General features: G+C 32.3%; 16 protein-coding genes. 8 read left to right on the forward strand and 8 right to left on the reverse strand.

The window, feature by feature from the left end:
* The first annotated feature begins 154 nt into the window (after positions 1 to 154).
* Complete coding sequence (locus AAFP94_RS00615) at positions 155 to 955, forward strand: cyclase family protein (RefSeq protein WP_316661138.1); 801 nt, start codon at positions 155 to 157, stop codon at positions 953 to 955.
* A gap of 110 nt (positions 956 to 1,065) precedes the next feature.
* Here the strand turns inward: AAFP94_RS00615 and AAFP94_RS00620 are convergent, their stop codons facing one another.
* The 5 genes from AAFP94_RS00620 to AAFP94_RS00640 form a co-directional block, all read right to left on the reverse strand.
* Positions 1,066 to 1,356: a Sec-independent protein translocase subunit TatA/TatB gene (locus tag AAFP94_RS00620; protein WP_316661137.1), complete on the reverse strand. Its 291-nt coding sequence runs from the start codon at positions 1,354 to 1,356 to the stop codon at positions 1,066 to 1,068.
* Positions 1,357 to 1,398: 42 nt separating this feature from the next.
* On the reverse strand, positions 1,399 to 3,696 hold the full coding sequence (locus AAFP94_RS00625; protein WP_316661136.1) for a M1 family metallopeptidase: 2,298 nt from the start codon (positions 3,694 to 3,696) through the stop codon (positions 1,399 to 1,401).
* Positions 3,697 to 3,770: 74 nt separating this feature from the next.
* Entirely contained in the window at positions 3,771 to 6,017 is a 2,247-nt protein-coding gene (locus tag AAFP94_RS00630) for a M1 family metallopeptidase (protein ID WP_316661135.1), read from the reverse strand.
* 64 nt (positions 6,018 to 6,081) lie between these two features.
* A complete protein-coding gene (locus AAFP94_RS00635) occupies positions 6,082 to 6,585 on the reverse strand; it encodes a DUF6702 family protein (protein WP_316661134.1) in 504 nt (167 codons plus the stop codon).
* Positions 6,586 to 6,659: 74 nt separating this feature from the next.
* Positions 6,660 to 7,442, reverse strand: a complete 783-nt coding sequence (locus AAFP94_RS00640; RefSeq protein ID WP_316661133.1) for a carboxypeptidase-like regulatory domain-containing protein — start codon at positions 7,440 to 7,442, stop codon at positions 6,660 to 6,662.
* Between the two features lie 113 nt (positions 7,443 to 7,555).
* Between AAFP94_RS00640 and pepE the strand changes: the two genes are divergently transcribed.
* Positions 7,556 to 8,263 (forward strand): dipeptidase PepE, encoded by a 708-nt coding sequence (pepE, locus tag AAFP94_RS00645; protein WP_316661132.1) that lies wholly within the window; start codon positions 7,556 to 7,558, stop codon positions 8,261 to 8,263.
* A 6-nt stretch (positions 8,264 to 8,269) separates the two neighbouring features.
* Here the strand turns inward: pepE and AAFP94_RS00650 are convergent, their stop codons facing one another.
* Positions 8,270 to 8,695 (reverse strand): GNAT family N-acetyltransferase, encoded by a 426-nt coding sequence (locus tag AAFP94_RS00650; RefSeq protein ID WP_316661131.1) that lies wholly within the window; start codon positions 8,693 to 8,695, stop codon positions 8,270 to 8,272.
* Between the two features lie 87 nt (positions 8,696 to 8,782).
* On the opposite strand from AAFP94_RS00650, the gene AAFP94_RS00655 reads away from it, so the two are divergent.
* Entirely contained in the window at positions 8,783 to 9,550 is a 768-nt protein-coding gene (locus AAFP94_RS00655; protein WP_316661130.1) for a M48 family metalloprotease, read from the forward strand.
* 64 nt (positions 9,551 to 9,614) lie between these two features.
* Here the strand turns inward: AAFP94_RS00655 and AAFP94_RS00660 are convergent, their stop codons facing one another.
* Complete coding sequence (locus AAFP94_RS00660) at positions 9,615 to 10,004, reverse strand: ankyrin repeat domain-containing protein (protein ID WP_316661129.1); 390 nt, start codon at positions 10,002 to 10,004, stop codon at positions 9,615 to 9,617.
* Between the two features lie 256 nt (positions 10,005 to 10,260).
* Here AAFP94_RS00660 and gpmI point away from each other — a divergent pair, with 256 nt between their 5' ends.
* Together gpmI and AAFP94_RS00670 are read left to right on the forward strand one after the other, a co-directional pair.
* Positions 10,261 to 11,778 carry a 2,3-bisphosphoglycerate-independent phosphoglycerate mutase gene (gene gpmI / locus AAFP94_RS00665; protein ID WP_316661128.1) on the forward strand — a complete coding sequence of 506 codons (1,518 nt, stop codon included), beginning with the start codon at positions 10,261 to 10,263 and terminating at the stop codon, positions 11,776 to 11,778.
* 48 nt (positions 11,779 to 11,826) lie between these two features.
* Complete coding sequence (locus AAFP94_RS00670; RefSeq protein ID WP_316661127.1) at positions 11,827 to 12,237, forward strand: BT0820 family HAD-type phosphatase; 411 nt, start codon at positions 11,827 to 11,829, stop codon at positions 12,235 to 12,237.
* A gap of 3 nt (positions 12,238 to 12,240) precedes the next feature.
* On the opposite strand, the gene AAFP94_RS00675 is transcribed toward AAFP94_RS00670, so the two are convergent.
* Positions 12,241 to 13,512, reverse strand: a complete 1,272-nt coding sequence (locus AAFP94_RS00675) for an acetyl-CoA hydrolase/transferase family protein (protein ID WP_316661126.1) — start codon at positions 13,510 to 13,512, stop codon at positions 12,241 to 12,243.
* A 122-nt stretch (positions 13,513 to 13,634) separates the two neighbouring features.
* On the opposite strand from AAFP94_RS00675, the gene map reads away from it, so the two are divergent.
* Genes map through AAFP94_RS00690 form a run of 3 tightly spaced genes read left to right on the forward strand, consistent with a single transcriptional unit; the run spans position 13,635 to position 15,517 of the window.
* Positions 13,635 to 14,453: a type I methionyl aminopeptidase gene (gene map / locus AAFP94_RS00680; RefSeq protein WP_316661125.1), complete on the forward strand. Its 819-nt coding sequence runs from the start codon at positions 13,635 to 13,637 to the stop codon at positions 14,451 to 14,453.
* A gap of 7 nt (positions 14,454 to 14,460) precedes the next feature.
* Complete coding sequence (locus tag AAFP94_RS00685) at positions 14,461 to 14,778, forward strand: cupin domain-containing protein (protein WP_316661124.1); 318 nt, start codon at positions 14,461 to 14,463, stop codon at positions 14,776 to 14,778.
* Between the two features lie 4 nt (positions 14,779 to 14,782).
* Positions 14,783 to 15,517, forward strand: a complete 735-nt coding sequence (locus AAFP94_RS00690) for a DUF6090 family protein (protein WP_316661123.1) — start codon at positions 14,783 to 14,785, stop codon at positions 15,515 to 15,517.
* Positions 15,518 to 15,520: the final 3 nt, after the last annotated feature.

Below are 15,520 nucleotides of genomic sequence, written 5' to 3' on the forward strand. Positions count from 1 at the left end.
ATAGTAACTCTTGACTTTTTTAAAAAAATTGAACTTTGTTTAACTGTTGAGACGAAGAACTTGTATTAAGTGAAGCCGAATTATTAAAACAGATTTATTTCAAAGCATTATGTCTTATAGAAAACCATAATTCATGAAAATTCTAATTTATTCAATGCTATTTTTTTTGTCGATGGTTGGATGTAAACCAAAGCCTAGCTATCAGAATTTTATTACTCCAAAAGAAATCATAGACCTCGGGGCACTTGTCACAGAAGATCTTCCCGAGCAAGTTTGGGGCAGACTTTTGAATCAATATGGATTTGAAGAATCCAACTCCTTTAATGTAATTAATCAAGAATTTGAATTTCCTGATGGGGTTCTATCAGTTACTAACTCATACTTAACAATATTCAATCATGGAGGACCACATGTGGATGTACCAAGCCATTTGAATTTAGGTTGGGGAATCGATAGTTATGAGATTGATGATTTTATAGGTCCATTGACGGTAATTGATGTCAGCCACCTACCATTTGGAAGAACCGTTTCATTATCGGAAATTATGAAACATGATATTCAACCGGGTGATATTGTGATAATTTATACCAAATACTCCTTGCCTGATGTGGATGAAATGCCACAACGAATAGCTCTATCTCAAAAAGCTGCTAAATATCTTGCCAATCTCCCTATAAAAGCATTTGGAACCGATTCATTTAATGTTGAAAGTGATGATAATCCGACCAATGTTGAACGCGATGATAAGCTGACTGAATTAATTTCTGAAACTGCAGTTCAACGAATTGTTCCTATTCATTATGAATTTTTGAGTAAAGGTATTCCAATATTTGAACAACTTTTCAATGTGGACAAACTATTAACTAAAAAAAAGATGTATTTTGTTGGTCCACCGTTAAATATAAAGGATGGAGATGGCATGATAGTTAGACCGGTGGTTTTTGTTTATGAGTAATGATCTAATTACTTAAATTGAAGAAATAATAAAAAAACAAGACATAACAGCAACTATATGTCAATACTCGCACTCGCTTCATACTGCATCTAGCCTACAGTCAAACGAAGCTACAATTTCCGTCTTACAGAACCTGTAAAATCTTCAAGATCGTCTTTTACTTTTTTGAGTTCGTTATCAACATCTTTGGTAACGCTAGTATCTATACCATGACTTTCGGCACTTTTGGTAATCTCGTGTTTGATCTCGTTAGTAGCATCTTTAAGCGTTCGCATACCTTTACCTAAACCACGAGCAATTTCTGGCAGTTTATCTGCACCAAAGACCATGATGACAATAAATAGTACAAAAACTATTTCTCCACCACTAATAAATAAAAATGTTGCTTGTTGTATCACCATGCAAATATACAAGATGTTTTATTCTGTTATTAAAAAAGAAAATTAATTATTACTCTTAAACTGATCAAATCTACTTTGTTTAATTTCTCTTGGCCAAGAATTATTATAAGTATCAACATCTGCAGTTTCCAGATTTGGATCTACCTTGATGGATTTAATCTCTTTATTAGAAGCCAGAACCTTACTTACCTCTTGATGATTATGTCGCCAAACTTCTGCAGGATAGGTTTCAGTTTTGGTTGAACCATCTTCAAATGTGTATTCTACAATAATTGGCATAACCAAACCTCCAGGTTTTTCGAAAGTAATATTGTAAAAATACTTTGGAACTTGAATGTCTTTTCGCTCTTCATCAGAAAAATTAGTGTCTAAATAATCCTTTAAAGTTTCAACAGTTTGAGTAATATCTTGGTCTTTCAATTCTGGTTTAAAATCTTCACTATTCTCGTCTACTAAAAACACATAATCCTTATAGTAACTCGCTTCTCTACTTCTTTGTGCAGCCAATTTCTTTGCTAGAGCATTTGGTTCTGCTGTGACATAAAACTTACTTACGTTTTTTACACCAATATCTACATAATCTGTAGTGTAAAACCAACCTCTCCAAAACCAATCCAAATCAAAAGCCGAGGCGTCTTCCATAGTTCTGAAAAAGTCTTCTGGTGTAGGATGTTTAAACATCCAACGTCTAGAATATTCTCTTAAAGCAAAATCAAATAGTTCTGGACCCATCACAGTTTCTCTTAAAATATTTAAAGCGGCAGCAGGTTTCCCGTAGGCATTATTACCAAATTGATGTGTATTCAATCCTTTGGTCATTATTGGTGCAATATAGGTTTGGTCTCCACCCATGTAAGGAACAATCTTTGTCGCTGGTCCTCTTTTTGAAGGATATTTTTCGTCTCCAGGCGATAAAGCATCTGGATACCAAGCGGCAAAATCTTGTTCGGCTACATATTGAACAAATGTGTTTAAACCTTCGTCCATCCATGTCCATTGACGTTCGTCGCTATTAATGATCATCGGGAAAAAATTATGTCCAACTTCATGAATAATAACACTCATCATACCATATTTTACCTTATCAGAATAAGTACCATCCTTTTTAGGACGACCATGGTTCCAACAAATCATCGGATATTCCATACCTTGATTTTTTGCGTGAACAGAAATGGCCTTATGATATGGATAATCGAAAGTCATTCTTGAATATGATTTTAAAGTACTAGCAACTGCTTTTGTAGACCAATCTTCCCAAAGTGGATTTCCTTCTTTTGGATACAACGAAACCGCCATAACATCTCTGTCACCAATCTTTACAGCCATCATGTCCCAAATAAAGCGTCTGGAAGTACAAAAAGCAAAATCACGAACATTTTCTGCGTAAAGTTTCCAGGTTTTTGTGTCTTTAGATTTACTCTTTTCAGCAGCTTCAGCTTCTGCTTGCGTGACAATCATTATAGGTTCATCATAAGATTTTTTGGCTTTCTCATAACGTTGCATCATGGTTTTTGTAAACACCTCTTCTCTATTCATGAGTTTACCAGTAGCATCAAGAATATGGTCTGCAGGAACCGTAATATTCACTTCGTAATCCCCAAAATTTAATGCAAACTCATCACGTCCCCAAAACTGTGAGTTTTGCCATCCTTCAACATCATTATATACTGCCATTCTAGGGAAAAATTGTGCAATAACATAAGCTCTATTATCATCTTCAGCAAAATACTCATAACCAGAACGACCTCTTCCATTAACATGGTCATTAATATTATACCACCATTTGATTTTGAACGTATATTTTTGGCCTGTTTTTAACGGTTTAGGAAGATTGACCCTCATCATGGTTTGATTGATCAAGTATTCTAAATCTTTTCCGTTAGCATCCTTTACTTCTTCAATATTAAATCCTCCATCAAAAGGGTCTTTCATAAAAGTTGACGTAAAAACATCTGGTTTTACAACAGCGGAAGCATTGCTATCTTCAATTAAAGGTGATTTTGAATCTTTAGCTCGCATGTTCTGATCCAATTGTATCCATAGATATCTCAATTCATCTGGTGAATTGTTGGTATAGGTTATTGTTTCGTTACCATATAATCTGGCGTTTTCATCATCAAGTTCGATATCCATTTTATAATCTGCCTTTTGCTGATAATAAGCAGGTCCAGGAGCTCCAGATCCTGTTCTAAACATATTAGGTGTAGAAAACTCTTCGTACAATTGTTTGAATTTGTTATTGTTTAAATGCCCTTGCTGTCTTTCTGGTTGCTCCTCTTGGGAAAAAATAGAAGTTGAAATAAAAACAGTCAATAGAAGAAATATTTTAAACAGTTTCATTGTGATGCTTTAACAGGTTATTTTCTAAAGTTATAATTAAAATATAGTTATACCAATCAATTCTTTTTGAATTATTAGTCGTTACTTTTAAATTGTTCAAATTTACTTTGTTTAATCTCCCTTGGCCATGAATTATTAGAGGTGTCAACATCGGCAGTTTCTTGACTTGGGTCTATTGTAATTTTTACAATGGCCTTATCAGATTTAATAACTTTACTCACTTCATTTTCATTGTATCGCCATATTTGAGCTGGATATTTTTTTGTTTCGGTAGTACCATCTTCATAAGTGATTTTAGCTATTATAGGCATCACCAAACCTCCAGGTTTTTCAAACGTTACTTGATAAAAATAGTTTGGAATAACACCTAATTGCTTTTTTTCTTCTTCTGGAAGGGTTTCTAAATAATAGGTCAAAATCTCGAAATCTGATGCCTTTTTTATGTCTTCTTTATTAATACTATCATTCATTTCTGTATAGAAAATTAAATAGTCTTTATACTGATCTAAATTTAGATTATAATTCTTCGAAAATTCTTCGGCTTTTTTTGTTGGTTTGTTGGTTAAATAAAATCGTTTTACATCTTTAACACCAATATCACAAACATCTGTTGTATAAAACCATCCTCTCCAAAACCAGTCCAAATCCATAGCTGAAGCATCTTCCATGGTTCTAAAAAAATCTGCAGGAGTTGGGTGTTTAAACATCCATCTTTTAGCATAGGTTTTAAAAGCATAGTCAAATAATTCTGGTCCCATAATAGTATGCCTTAACATATATAAAGCTGCGGCAGGTTTTGTATATGCATTAGGGCTTAACTGATGTACGTAATCACCTTGGGACATTATTGGAGAGATAAATTTTTGGTCACCAGCCATATACCTAACAATGTCTTTGGGTAAATTTCCTGTATCGAAATTAGGATCATAATCTAACTCGGCTAATGTTTCAAGAAACGAGTTAATGCCTTCATCCATCCAAGCCCATTGGCGTTCATCAGAATTGACTATCATTGGAAAAAAGTTATGACCAATTTCGTGGGTAATTACATTAATCATACTGTTTTTGGTATATTCAGAATATGTGCCATCTGGTCTTGGTCTTCCCCAATTAAAACAAATCATTGGGTATTCCATTCCCATGCCCGCTGCATGTACCGAAACTGCTTTATGATATGGGTAATCAAAAGTGAAACTAGAGTATAGCTCTAGCGTATTGGCAACCACTCTAGTTGAATGTTCTTCCCATAGTGGATTTCCCTCTTTTGGATACAAAGAAACTGCCATGACTGTTTTGCCATTAATATTAACTGCCATTTGCTCCCAAATAAATTTTCGAGATGATGCAAATGCAAAATCCCTAACATTTTTGGCCCTATAATGCCATGTTTGGGTTTCAATAGCAGTTGTCATTTCATTAGCTCTAGCTTCTTCTTCTGTAACGATAAAGACTGGATCTGTAAAGGATTTTTTAGCCAATTCTATTCGTTTTCGCTGTTCATTGGATAAAACTTCTTTTTCATTTTGTAATTTTCCTGTAGCCTCGACAATATGATCTTTTGGTACTGTAATTTTTACATCATAATCTCCAAATTCCAAAGCAAATTCACTTGTTCCCCAGAATTGCATGTTCTGCCAACCTTCTACATTATTATATACTGCTAGTCTTGGAAAAAATTGAGCAATGGCATAGGAGTTATTGCCATCATCAAAAGTTTCATAACCTGACCTACCATCATCTTCTACATGATTATTGATGTTGTACCACCATTTGATATTAAACTCAAAAGAATCTCCTGGAGGAATTGGCTTAACTAAATTGATTCGCATCATCGTTTGATTAATACTATAGGATAAAGGGTTACCGTCAGCATTTTTCACATATTCAATATTAAAACCACCATCGAAAGGTTTTTTTATATTATTATTTGTGAAAAACATGGGGTCATTCATGGGTGTATCAAATACTTCTGACGTGATATCTGGAGTTTTAGAATTTGCTGCTCTTTTATTTTGGTCTAGTTGTAACCAAAGATATTCTAAATGGTGTTTTGAGTTATTTTTGTAGGTTATTTCTTCTTGGCCATAAATGCGGTTACTGTTTTCATCAAGACGAATATTCATAACATAATCAACTTTTTGTTGTGTATATTCATATCCTGGAGCTCCCGAAGCAGTATGCTGGTTATTAGGTGTAGGCAATAGATCTTTCATTTGACGAAATTTATTCTGATCTGTATGCCCTACACTAGGTTGGTTTTGGGAATAACCATAAGAAGCTATAAGAAAGAAAATAAGAAGTGATTTTATGAAATTCTTCATATAAGATGTATTAAAAAAATGGAGCGCAAATTACTATTTATAAAGGTATTTTACTTTTAATAGATTAAAAATTTAACAAACCTTTATCATTCTTTTTAGTAAGTAAAAGGCTGTCAAACTTATCATTGATTTTAAGTTTTATGAGGTTTTGTTGGTCAGGAAAGAAATCTATAAGTATATTATTTTTAACCTCAATTGTGCTAATAGTTTTAACATTCTCAATTTCTATGTAAAGATATATAATATCACCTTCATATTCTTTTCCTAAATAATTGGTTTTAAATGTTTTATTATCAACCTTAATTTCAAAATGGTCTTGCAAATATTTTTTGATGAAATCATTGCTGTTTTTTAATTCTTCTCTTGAATTTAAGTTAAAGGTTTTGTCGAAAGTTTTATTTAGAGCAAGATCAAAATCATCCAGAAATAAATTCATAGTTATCTGAACAGATTTAGACTCTTTTATATAATCGATTTGCGTTAAACTAATATAATATTCATGTGCCTTTGTAAAAGATGAAGATAGGATAGTAAGCAATCCAATAAAAACTATTTTCTTTAAACGCATGGATATAATTTATTTTGTAAAGATATCATGTTTTGAGAATTTCAAAAAACATTCCAAAAATACTATTTTCAAGTTTAAGACTTCAAAAACAAACCACTTTGTACATGTAGATATTCTATAAGCTGCATTCTGTTTTTTTCTAAAAGAAGGTTTTGATCTACTCCATTGCTTTCAACAAATACAAGAAAAGCATCAAGTCTATCATCAGGAATATTAAATTTATTAACAATATAAGTTCTACCTAAAACGCCTTCTAGACTTTTATTATATACTTCTTGAAGATTTTCTTTATTATTCTTGCCTTTAGTTTTATTCGGCATAATAGCATCAAAAAGAAGTCCAATAACAGCTCCAACATTCATCGCATACATTAGCTCTCCGTTATTCATAAATGGGTTTACAACTTCTGTGTATTGATCATCTGGGAGTTCAAAGGCATTCATGTTTCCCAATTCAAAAAGAATGGGCTCTATTAACCTGACTTCTTCTGTATCAACAACCATATTTCCGGTAAGATCATAGGGCAAAATAAAGACTTCTTGAAGCTGTGTGACATTCTCTATGAGCGATATTTTTACAAATTCCTTGTTTAGTATTTCTTCTGTAATTATTATACTACCTTTTATATACTGTAAAGCAGATATTTCTAATACATCATTTAAAGCGACTTCAATTTTAAACTCACCATTTTCATTGGTGATAGTTCCTCTGTTTGATGACATGTTATAAACTGTTACGCTTTCTACTTCATTATTTTTTGAAAAAACTTTCCCTTCAATTTCAACTCTGTTAACACTTTGAGATAGCACATGCGTGAGAGGAAAAAGCAAAATTAACAAGTAAATTATTCTTCTCATGTCGCTGGTTTAGGATAATGAAGTAACCGAATCAAATTAAAAATTAATCACAAAATGTGTTTAAACTTTTGTTAAAACCTGTGATTACTTAAATTTACAACAAATACTGTTAAATGAAAAAAATTATTATCGCAAGTACATCCACTGTGTATGGGAGCGATTTTTTAGAATATCTTCTTGAAGATTTGATAATCTTTTTTAAATCTGTCGAAACTATTTTATTTATTCCTTATGCAAAACCTGGCGGCATTTCTCATGATGAATATACTAAAAAAGTAAGCAATGCTTTTTTAAAGATTGATAAAATGGTAAAAGGAATTCATGAATTTGAAGACCCAAAATTGGCAATTAAAAATGCAGAAGCAATTTTTGTTGGTGGTGGAAATACTTTTGTCCTCTTGAATCAATTATATAAAAATAATTTGATTGATGATTTAAAAACAAGTGTTTTAGGCGGCACTCCATATTTAGGAACAAGTGCAGGCAGCAATATTTGTGGGCTTACCATTAACACTACAAACGATATGCCTATTGTGTATCCTCCAAGTTTTAAAACCTTTGGCTTTGTTCCGTTTAATATTAATCCACATTATTTGGATCCAGATCCAACAAGTAAACACATGGGAGAAACACGAGAAACACGTATCATGGAGTTTCATAAATTCAATACTCAACCAGTAATTGGCTTAAGAGAAGGTAGTTGGTTAGCTGTAAATGGTAACTCTATCACTTTAAAAGGACGTATAACTGCTCGAATTTTTGAACAGGGAAAATCGCCTTACGAAGTTTCACCTGAAACAGAATTAAATACATTGAATTGAATAAAGCTATAATTTCTTTAAAAAATGATAGCCTAAAATTTCAAAACCTTCATTATAATAAAACTTATGTGATGGATGATTTTGTACATACGTGTTTAATTCAATGGTTTCACAACCTTTGGCTTTGGTATATTCGTAAATCCATTTAAAAAATTGTTTTCCTAGACCTTTACTCCTATAGTCATCATCAATATATACATGATCAACTTCAACACTTTTCCCAGCATAATGTCTTGTGCAATACCATAAACCAGTAACTCCAATAATTTTATCATTTTCAAAAATACAAGCACACTCATAGTTTTGTTTTGTCATTTCGAGTAAACGTTGCTTCAATATTTCATAAGAAATTTTAGAGCTATTCAATTTTTGTACTAGAGGAACAACCTTTTCTATGTCTTTGGCATCAATAATTTTAAAATTATAGGACATTCTAAATTCTTTAAGTGAAGATAGTTCAATTTAAAGTGAATACAATATTACGATATTTTGTAAATTTAATTTTAAATTTTCAAGTTTGTGAGAAGTAACAGATTTAAAATTAGATTATTAATTGGTATAGCAATTGTTGCTTTTGCTTTAATAAAAAGATGCAGTAGTAAAGAGACCAACCCATTCACTGGAAGAGTTCAAACCATAAATATGAGCTCAGAACAGGAAATAGCTATAGGCTTGCAAAGTGCTCCACAAATGACACAACAATATGGGGGTTTATATCCAGATGATAACTATCAGGCATTTGTTGATCAAGTAGGTAATAAACTTGTAAATAGTAGTATTGCCAAAGACACACCTTATAAGTATGAATTTCATTTACTTTTAGACGAAAATACCATAAATGCATTTGCTCTTCCAGGCGGTCAGATCTTTATAACGTATGCTTTATTTTCAAAACTGGAGAATGAAGATCAACTTGCAGGTGTTTTGGGTCATGAAATTGGTCATGTTCTGGGACGTCATTCTGCAGAGCGAATAGCTGAAAGCGAATTTTGGAATACAGTAAGCACCGGAGCACAAGTTGGAGCTGATATGGGTGGGCTTGTAAGCGGTATTGGACAACAAACCCTACTAACTAATGGCAGGGATGATGAACTTGAAAGCGATGAATTAGGTGTGCTTTTCATGATAAAAGCCAACTACAATCCCGATGAAATGATCGGTGTTATGGAAATTCTAAAAGCCGCTGCAGGACCTAATAGAGTACCTGAATTTCAGAGTACTCATCCAGACCCAGACAATAGGATAGAGAAAATTAAAGAAGCCATCAAAAAATATAAGGCACAATAAAAAAAGCCTTGCTATGCAAGGCTTTCTAACTAACTACTCAACAACTCGCTTTATAAAAAGGATATTACCTTTTAGTTAACGCGTTTTCTATTACAGATACTGCTTCATTAGCATTAGATAGTTCTGCATATTTTTTTGCAGTCCATCCTTGATCTGATTTTACTTTTAAATTAGCTCCATTAGCTATTAATAATTCTAATATTTCTGTTCTGTTAAATTTAGCTGCGTACATGGCTGGAGTCATTCCATTGGACCTGCTATTGACATCAGTACCAAGATCGATTAGTTTTTTTACTGTATCATAGTCTCCTTTTACAACCGAAAGACAAAACGCACTTACTTTGAAAGTGGCTACAGTTGTATTATCATTAAAGGATTCAGAAGAGGAATTGGCATTAACATTTACAATAGATAAACATACTGCCATAGCAGAAATAATGATTGTTTTTTTCATGATGAAAGAATTTAAATTGATTAATGATCGTTTTTTGATATACTAAAGAGACGAATAATTTTGATATGTGTTACACAAAAAATTGTTAAAAACTTTTTTTTAACGCTCTCTTAACAATTTTTTAAGATTACAAATGCATTAATACCAAGGCTTTTTTCAAGTTATTGATATTGAATTAAAAATATTTTACACAATTAATCTTATCACTTATCTTATCAAACTTCTTTATCTTTGACAACTCTTGAAATTTTTAAAAATGAATAAAAAAGTTATACTCATGATTCTTGATGGTTGGGGAAAATCTCCGGACCCAAAAGTATCTGCTATAGATAATGCCAACACACCTTTTATAGATTCACTTTATACAAAATATCCTAGCGCAAGCTTAAGAACAGACGGTTTGCATGTTGGATTACCTGAAGGACAAATGGGTAATAGTGAAGTTGGACATATGAATCTTGGAGCTGGACGCATAGTGTATCAAGATTTGGTTAAAGTAAATCTGGCAGTTAAAAACAAAACACTTCAAAACGAAAAAACATTGGTCGAAGCTTTTAATTATGCCAAAAAAAACGATAAACCTGTTCACTTTTTAGGGCTTTTAAGTGATGGCGGAGTTCATTCGCATATCAATCATTTATTTGGTCTTCTTGATGCCGCAAATGATTTTGGATTAAAAAAATTATTTGTGCATGCTTTTACCGATGGCCGAGATGTTGACCCTAAATCTGGATTTGCATTTGTAACCGCACTTGAAGAACATCTAGAAAAATCGAATGGAAAACTAGCAACCGTTACAGGAAGATACTATGCAATGGACAGAGACAAACGTTGGAAAAGAGTTAAACTTGCTTATGATGCGATGGTACATGGCATTGGAATACATTCAACCAATGCAGAATCATCAATTGATGAAAGTTATAATAATGACATCACAGACGAGTTTATAAAACCTATTGTTATGGTTGACAAAAACAATCAACCGGTAACTACAATTAAAGATGGTGATGTCGTATTATTCTTTAATTTTAGAACAGATCGTGGTAGACAACTCACTGAAGCCTTAACACAAAAAGATTTCCATGAGCAAAATATGCATAAGCTCAACTTGCATTATGTAACTTTAACTAATTATGATGAAAGCTTTAATAACATCAAGGTTATTTTCAACAAAGAAAATCTTCATAATACTTTAGGTGAAGTTTTAGAAAAACTTCATAAAAAGCAAATTAGAATTGCCGAAACTGAAAAATATCCCCATGTTACTTTTTTCTTCTCTGGAGGACGAGAAGAACCATTTGAAGGAGAAACAAGAATTTTAAGAAACTCTCCAAAAGTAGCTACTTACGATCTAAAACCCGAAATGAGTGCCTATGAGTTAAGAGATGCTCTTATTCCTGAACTCAAAAAAGGAGATGTGGATTTTGTCTGCTTAAATTTCGCAAATGGTGATATGGTTGGTCATACAGGTGTAATGGATGCAGCCATAAAAGCCTGCGAAGCTGTTGATACCTGTGTAAAAGATGTTATAAATATCGCTCTAGAAAATAACTATACAACATTATTAATAGCAGATCACGGAAATTGTGAAACAATGGTAAATCCTGATGGTTCACCACATACGTCACACACTACAAATCCTGTGCCTATTATTTTAATAGATTCTGAACTAAAACATATTAAAGATGGAATTTTAGGTGATTTAGCTCCAACAATTTTAAAATTAATGGGTATTGAACAACCAGATGTTATGACTTGTCATTCTTTAGTTTAATTTCAATTTAGAAAAATTGTATTTTTACACCTAACCATATTTTACTAAATGAATTTTTCTGAAACTCTTGTTATTGCCATAGATTTTGATGGAACCATTGTTGAAGATGCCTATCCAGATATAGGTAAGCCTAAATTATTTGCTTTTGAAACTCTAAAGCGTTTACAAAAAGATGGACATCGCCTTATCTTATGGACCTACAGAAGTGATGTTCGTCTTAAAGAGGCTATAGAGTTTTGTAAAAAAAACGGGCTCGAATTTTATGCTGTTAATAAAAGCTTTCCAGAAGAACAATTCAACTATTCAAAAAGTAGAAAAATTCATGCAGACTTATTTATAGATGATAGAAACATTGGCGGTTTTATAGGCTGGGGAGAAGTCTACCAAATGCTTACCAATCCAAAATACAGCCTTAAGAATATTAAAAAGAAAAAAGGTTTCTTCTCTTTTTTTAGGTAGAATCTATCCATTTAATAATTCAAAGTATGCCTTATCTATAGAATCTCTATGATTTGGATGCGCTATATTTATTAATAATTTTGCACGCTCCTTCAATGTTTTTCCGTATAAATTTGCAATTCCATATTCTGTTACAATATAATGTACATGTGCTCTTGTAGTAACTACACCTGCACCAACATTCAAACTAGGGACAATTCTACTTATTCCAGAATTAGTAGTTGATGGTAATGCAATGATCGCTTTTCCACCTTCGCTTAACGATGCTGCTCTTATATAATCCATTTGGCCTCCAACACCTGAATACATTCTTGGACCTATAGAGTCTGCACAAACCTGACCTGTTAAATCCACTTCTATAGCAGAATTAATGGCAACCATTCTAGGATTTTGCTTAATTATGGAAACATCATTTACATAGTTAGACTCTCTCAATTCTACAAAAGGATTATCATCAACATAATCATACAATCGCTTAGTTCCCATTAAAAATGTTGCCAAAGCTCGACCAGGATTTGTGGCTTTATAATTACCATTGATAACATCTTTTATAATCAAATCTATAACGCCATCTGAAAACATTTCAGTGTGCAATCCCAAATTCTTATGATTTGTCAATCTCGATAAAACTGCATTAGGAATGGAACCTATACCCATTTGTAAAGTACTTTTATCTTCAATTAAGCTAGCAACATAATTACCTATTTTACTTTCTATTTCGTTTGGTTTACCTAAATCAATAGTTGGTAATGGCTCATCACATTCAACAAACAAATCAATTTCTGTGTAATGTATTATACCATCTCCATGAGTTCTTGGCATTTGTTCATTGACTTGAGCAATAACCAATTTAGCACTATCTATTGCAGCTAATGTAGCTTCAACAGAAACTCCTAAAGAACAGTAACCATGTTTGTCTGGTTTAGAAACATGAATTAGAGCAACATCAAGTGGTAAAATATTTCGCTTAAAAAGCAGAGGCAATTCACTTAAAAAAACTGGTGTATATGAGCCATTACCGGCTTTTAAGGTATGTCTTACATTTTTACCAATAAAAAATGAATTCACATGAAAACTGTCTTTTAGTTCAGGGTTTGCATAAGGCGTTTCGCCTTCTACATGTAAATGACAAACTTCAACATTTCGAAGTTCTTCAAATCTATCAGACATCGCTTTCATAAGCAATTGAGGTGCTGCTGCTGCGGCTTGAACATAAACTCTACTATTAGATTTTATAACTTTTACTGCTTCTTTTGCACTTACTGCTTTATACATAATTAACTCAATTTATAAGGCAAAAATATTGATAAAATATCTACTAAAAACTGTCAAATGTCATATAAGCATTAAAAAAATATCACATTAATTTTAATATCTTTGCACATATTTTTCATACTATGATAATAGCTAAAACACCAGAAGAAATAGAATTAATGCGAGAAAGTGCTTTAATCGTTTCTAAAACTTTAGGAATTATCGCCAAAGAAGTGAAGCCTGGTGTTACTACTTTACAATTAGATAAAATTGCTGAAGACTACATTCGTTCTCAAGGTGCTGTGCCTGGTTTTTTAGGTTTGTATGATTTTCCCAACACGCTTTGTATGAGTCCGAATAGTCAAGTAGTTCACGGCATCCCAAACAATGAACCTTTAAAAAAAGGTGACATTATATCTATTGATTGTGGTGCCATAAAAAATGGTTTTTATGGAGATCATGCCTATACTTTTGCTGTTGGAGAAATTGATGCCAATACAGATAAACTACTCCAAGTCACTAAAGAATCACTCTATGTTGGCATTAGACAATATAAAATCGGTAATCGTGTTGGCGATGTTGGATATGCCATTCAGCAATATTGTGAATCTCATGGTTATGGTGTTGTTAGAGAATTAGTTGGTCATGGTTTAGGAAGAAAAATGCACGAAGACCCTGAAATGCCAAACTATGGAAAACGTGGTCGAGGGAAAAAATTTATTGAAGGACAGGTAGTTGCTATTGAGCCCATGATAAATATGGGAACGCATCGTATTAAACAACATAATGACGGTTGGACCATAACAACGCTGGACAATAAACCAAGTGCACATTTTGAACATAATGTTGCCATAGTTAATGGGAAACCTGAATTACTGTCTACTTTTGCTTACATTTATGAAGCATTAGGAATTGAAAGTGACGAAGAAAATGAATTTAGGCAACACCAATTAGTTTTATAATAAAATCATGCAAAAATTAATTTGTGAAATTGATCAGCGTGAACTTGTAAAAGGAATTAAAGGGCGCTATTTTCATACAGATTCTACAACTATTGGTTTTGTAGATATTGAAAAAGGAGCCATTTTACCTGCACATTCCCATATGCACGAGCAAACAACTCAAGTGACTGAAGGTAAATTAGAAATGACAATTGATGGAATAACCCAGATTTTAGAACCAGGTACTATTTTATTAATTCCATCAAATGCGGTGCATAGCGCAGTTGCATTAACCGATTGTAAAGTCACTGACATTTTCTGTCCAGTGAGAGAAGACTACAAGTAAATAGATGTTAAAATTTTTTAGAAAAATTCGTCAACAATTAATTACCAATGGAAGAGCAAAAAAATATTTCCTATATGCCATTGGTGAAATTATTTTAGTTGTAGTTGGTATTTTAATTGCCTTACAGATTAATAATTGGAATGAAAACAGAAAAGATCGCATATTAGAAAAAGAATATCTCAATAGAATTTTAGTAGATATTAAGTCTGATCAGGAATTACTTAAAGTATATACAATTGATAGATACGCGCGGAAGGTAGAATGTCTTGAAAAAACTAAAGCCTATTATCAAGGTGATTATATAATTACTGATACGATACAATTTCTTAATGATGTTGGTTATGGTGGTGTTTATGGTTTTGTAGATTGGTTTCTAAATAAAAACACCTACAATGAACTTATAAGTACTGGAAACTTAAGAAAAATTGAAAGTGACAGTTTAAGAACAGCCATTACTACATATTATGAAATTAGTAACGCTTTGCAAAATTCTGCAAAGAACTATATTAGTGGTTATATTAAATTTATAAATTCATTAAAAGTCTTTGATATTAATAATCCTGAATCAATTTCTGAATTTGATCAAAAGTTTATGTTAAAGCATATTAAAAGCGAAGAATTTTATCGGCTTACCAATTTAGAATTAACTTTGGCTCATAGAGTTACTAAATTTGCAGATAGAATTAAAAAGCAATCTGAAGAATTAGTTATTATGGTTGATGATGAATTGAAAGATTAATTT

It is taken from the genome of Gilvirhabdus luticola, assembly GCF_040117515.1.
Classification (GTDB): Bacteria; Bacteroidota; Bacteroidia; order Flavobacteriales; family Flavobacteriaceae; genus Gilvirhabdus; species Gilvirhabdus luticola.

Excerpts from the sequence above, each read along its gene's own strand:
- AAFP94_RS00615 (WP_316661138.1), top strand. The coding sequence starts at position 155 with ATGCTATTTTTTTTGTCGATGGTTGGATGTAAACCAAAGCCTAGCTAT.
- AAFP94_RS00620 (WP_316661137.1), bottom strand. The coding sequence starts at position 1,356 with ATGGTGATACAACAAGCAACATTTTTATTTATTAGTGGTGGAGAAATA.
- AAFP94_RS00625 (WP_316661136.1), bottom strand. The coding sequence starts at position 3,696 with ATGAAACTGTTTAAAATATTTCTTCTATTGACTGTTTTTATTTCAACT.
- AAFP94_RS00630 (WP_316661135.1), bottom strand. The coding sequence starts at position 6,017 with ATGAAGAATTTCATAAAATCACTTCTTATTTTCTTTCTTATAGCTTCT.
- AAFP94_RS00635 (WP_316661134.1), bottom strand. The coding sequence starts at position 6,585 with ATGCGTTTAAAGAAAATAGTTTTTATTGGATTGCTTACTATCCTATCT.
- AAFP94_RS00640 (WP_316661133.1), bottom strand. The coding sequence starts at position 7,442 with ATGAGAAGAATAATTTACTTGTTAATTTTGCTTTTTCCTCTCACGCAT.
- pepE (WP_316661132.1), top strand. The coding sequence starts at position 7,556 with ATGAAAAAAATTATTATCGCAAGTACATCCACTGTGTATGGGAGCGAT.
- AAFP94_RS00650 (WP_316661131.1), bottom strand. The coding sequence starts at position 8,695 with ATGTCCTATAATTTTAAAATTATTGATGCCAAAGACATAGAAAAGGTT.
- AAFP94_RS00660 (WP_316661129.1), bottom strand. The coding sequence starts at position 10,004 with ATGAAAAAAACAATCATTATTTCTGCTATGGCAGTATGTTTATCTATT.
- gpmI (WP_316661128.1), top strand. The coding sequence starts at position 10,261 with ATGAATAAAAAAGTTATACTCATGATTCTTGATGGTTGGGGAAAATCT.
- AAFP94_RS00670 (WP_316661127.1), top strand. The coding sequence starts at position 11,827 with ATGAATTTTTCTGAAACTCTTGTTATTGCCATAGATTTTGATGGAACC.
- AAFP94_RS00675 (WP_316661126.1), bottom strand. The coding sequence starts at position 13,512 with ATGTATAAAGCAGTAAGTGCAAAAGAAGCAGTAAAAGTTATAAAATCT.
- map (WP_316661125.1), top strand. The coding sequence starts at position 13,635 with ATGATAATAGCTAAAACACCAGAAGAAATAGAATTAATGCGAGAAAGT.
- AAFP94_RS00685 (WP_316661124.1), top strand. The coding sequence starts at position 14,461 with ATGCAAAAATTAATTTGTGAAATTGATCAGCGTGAACTTGTAAAAGGA.
- AAFP94_RS00690 (WP_316661123.1), top strand. The coding sequence starts at position 14,783 with ATGTTAAAATTTTTTAGAAAAATTCGTCAACAATTAATTACCAATGGA.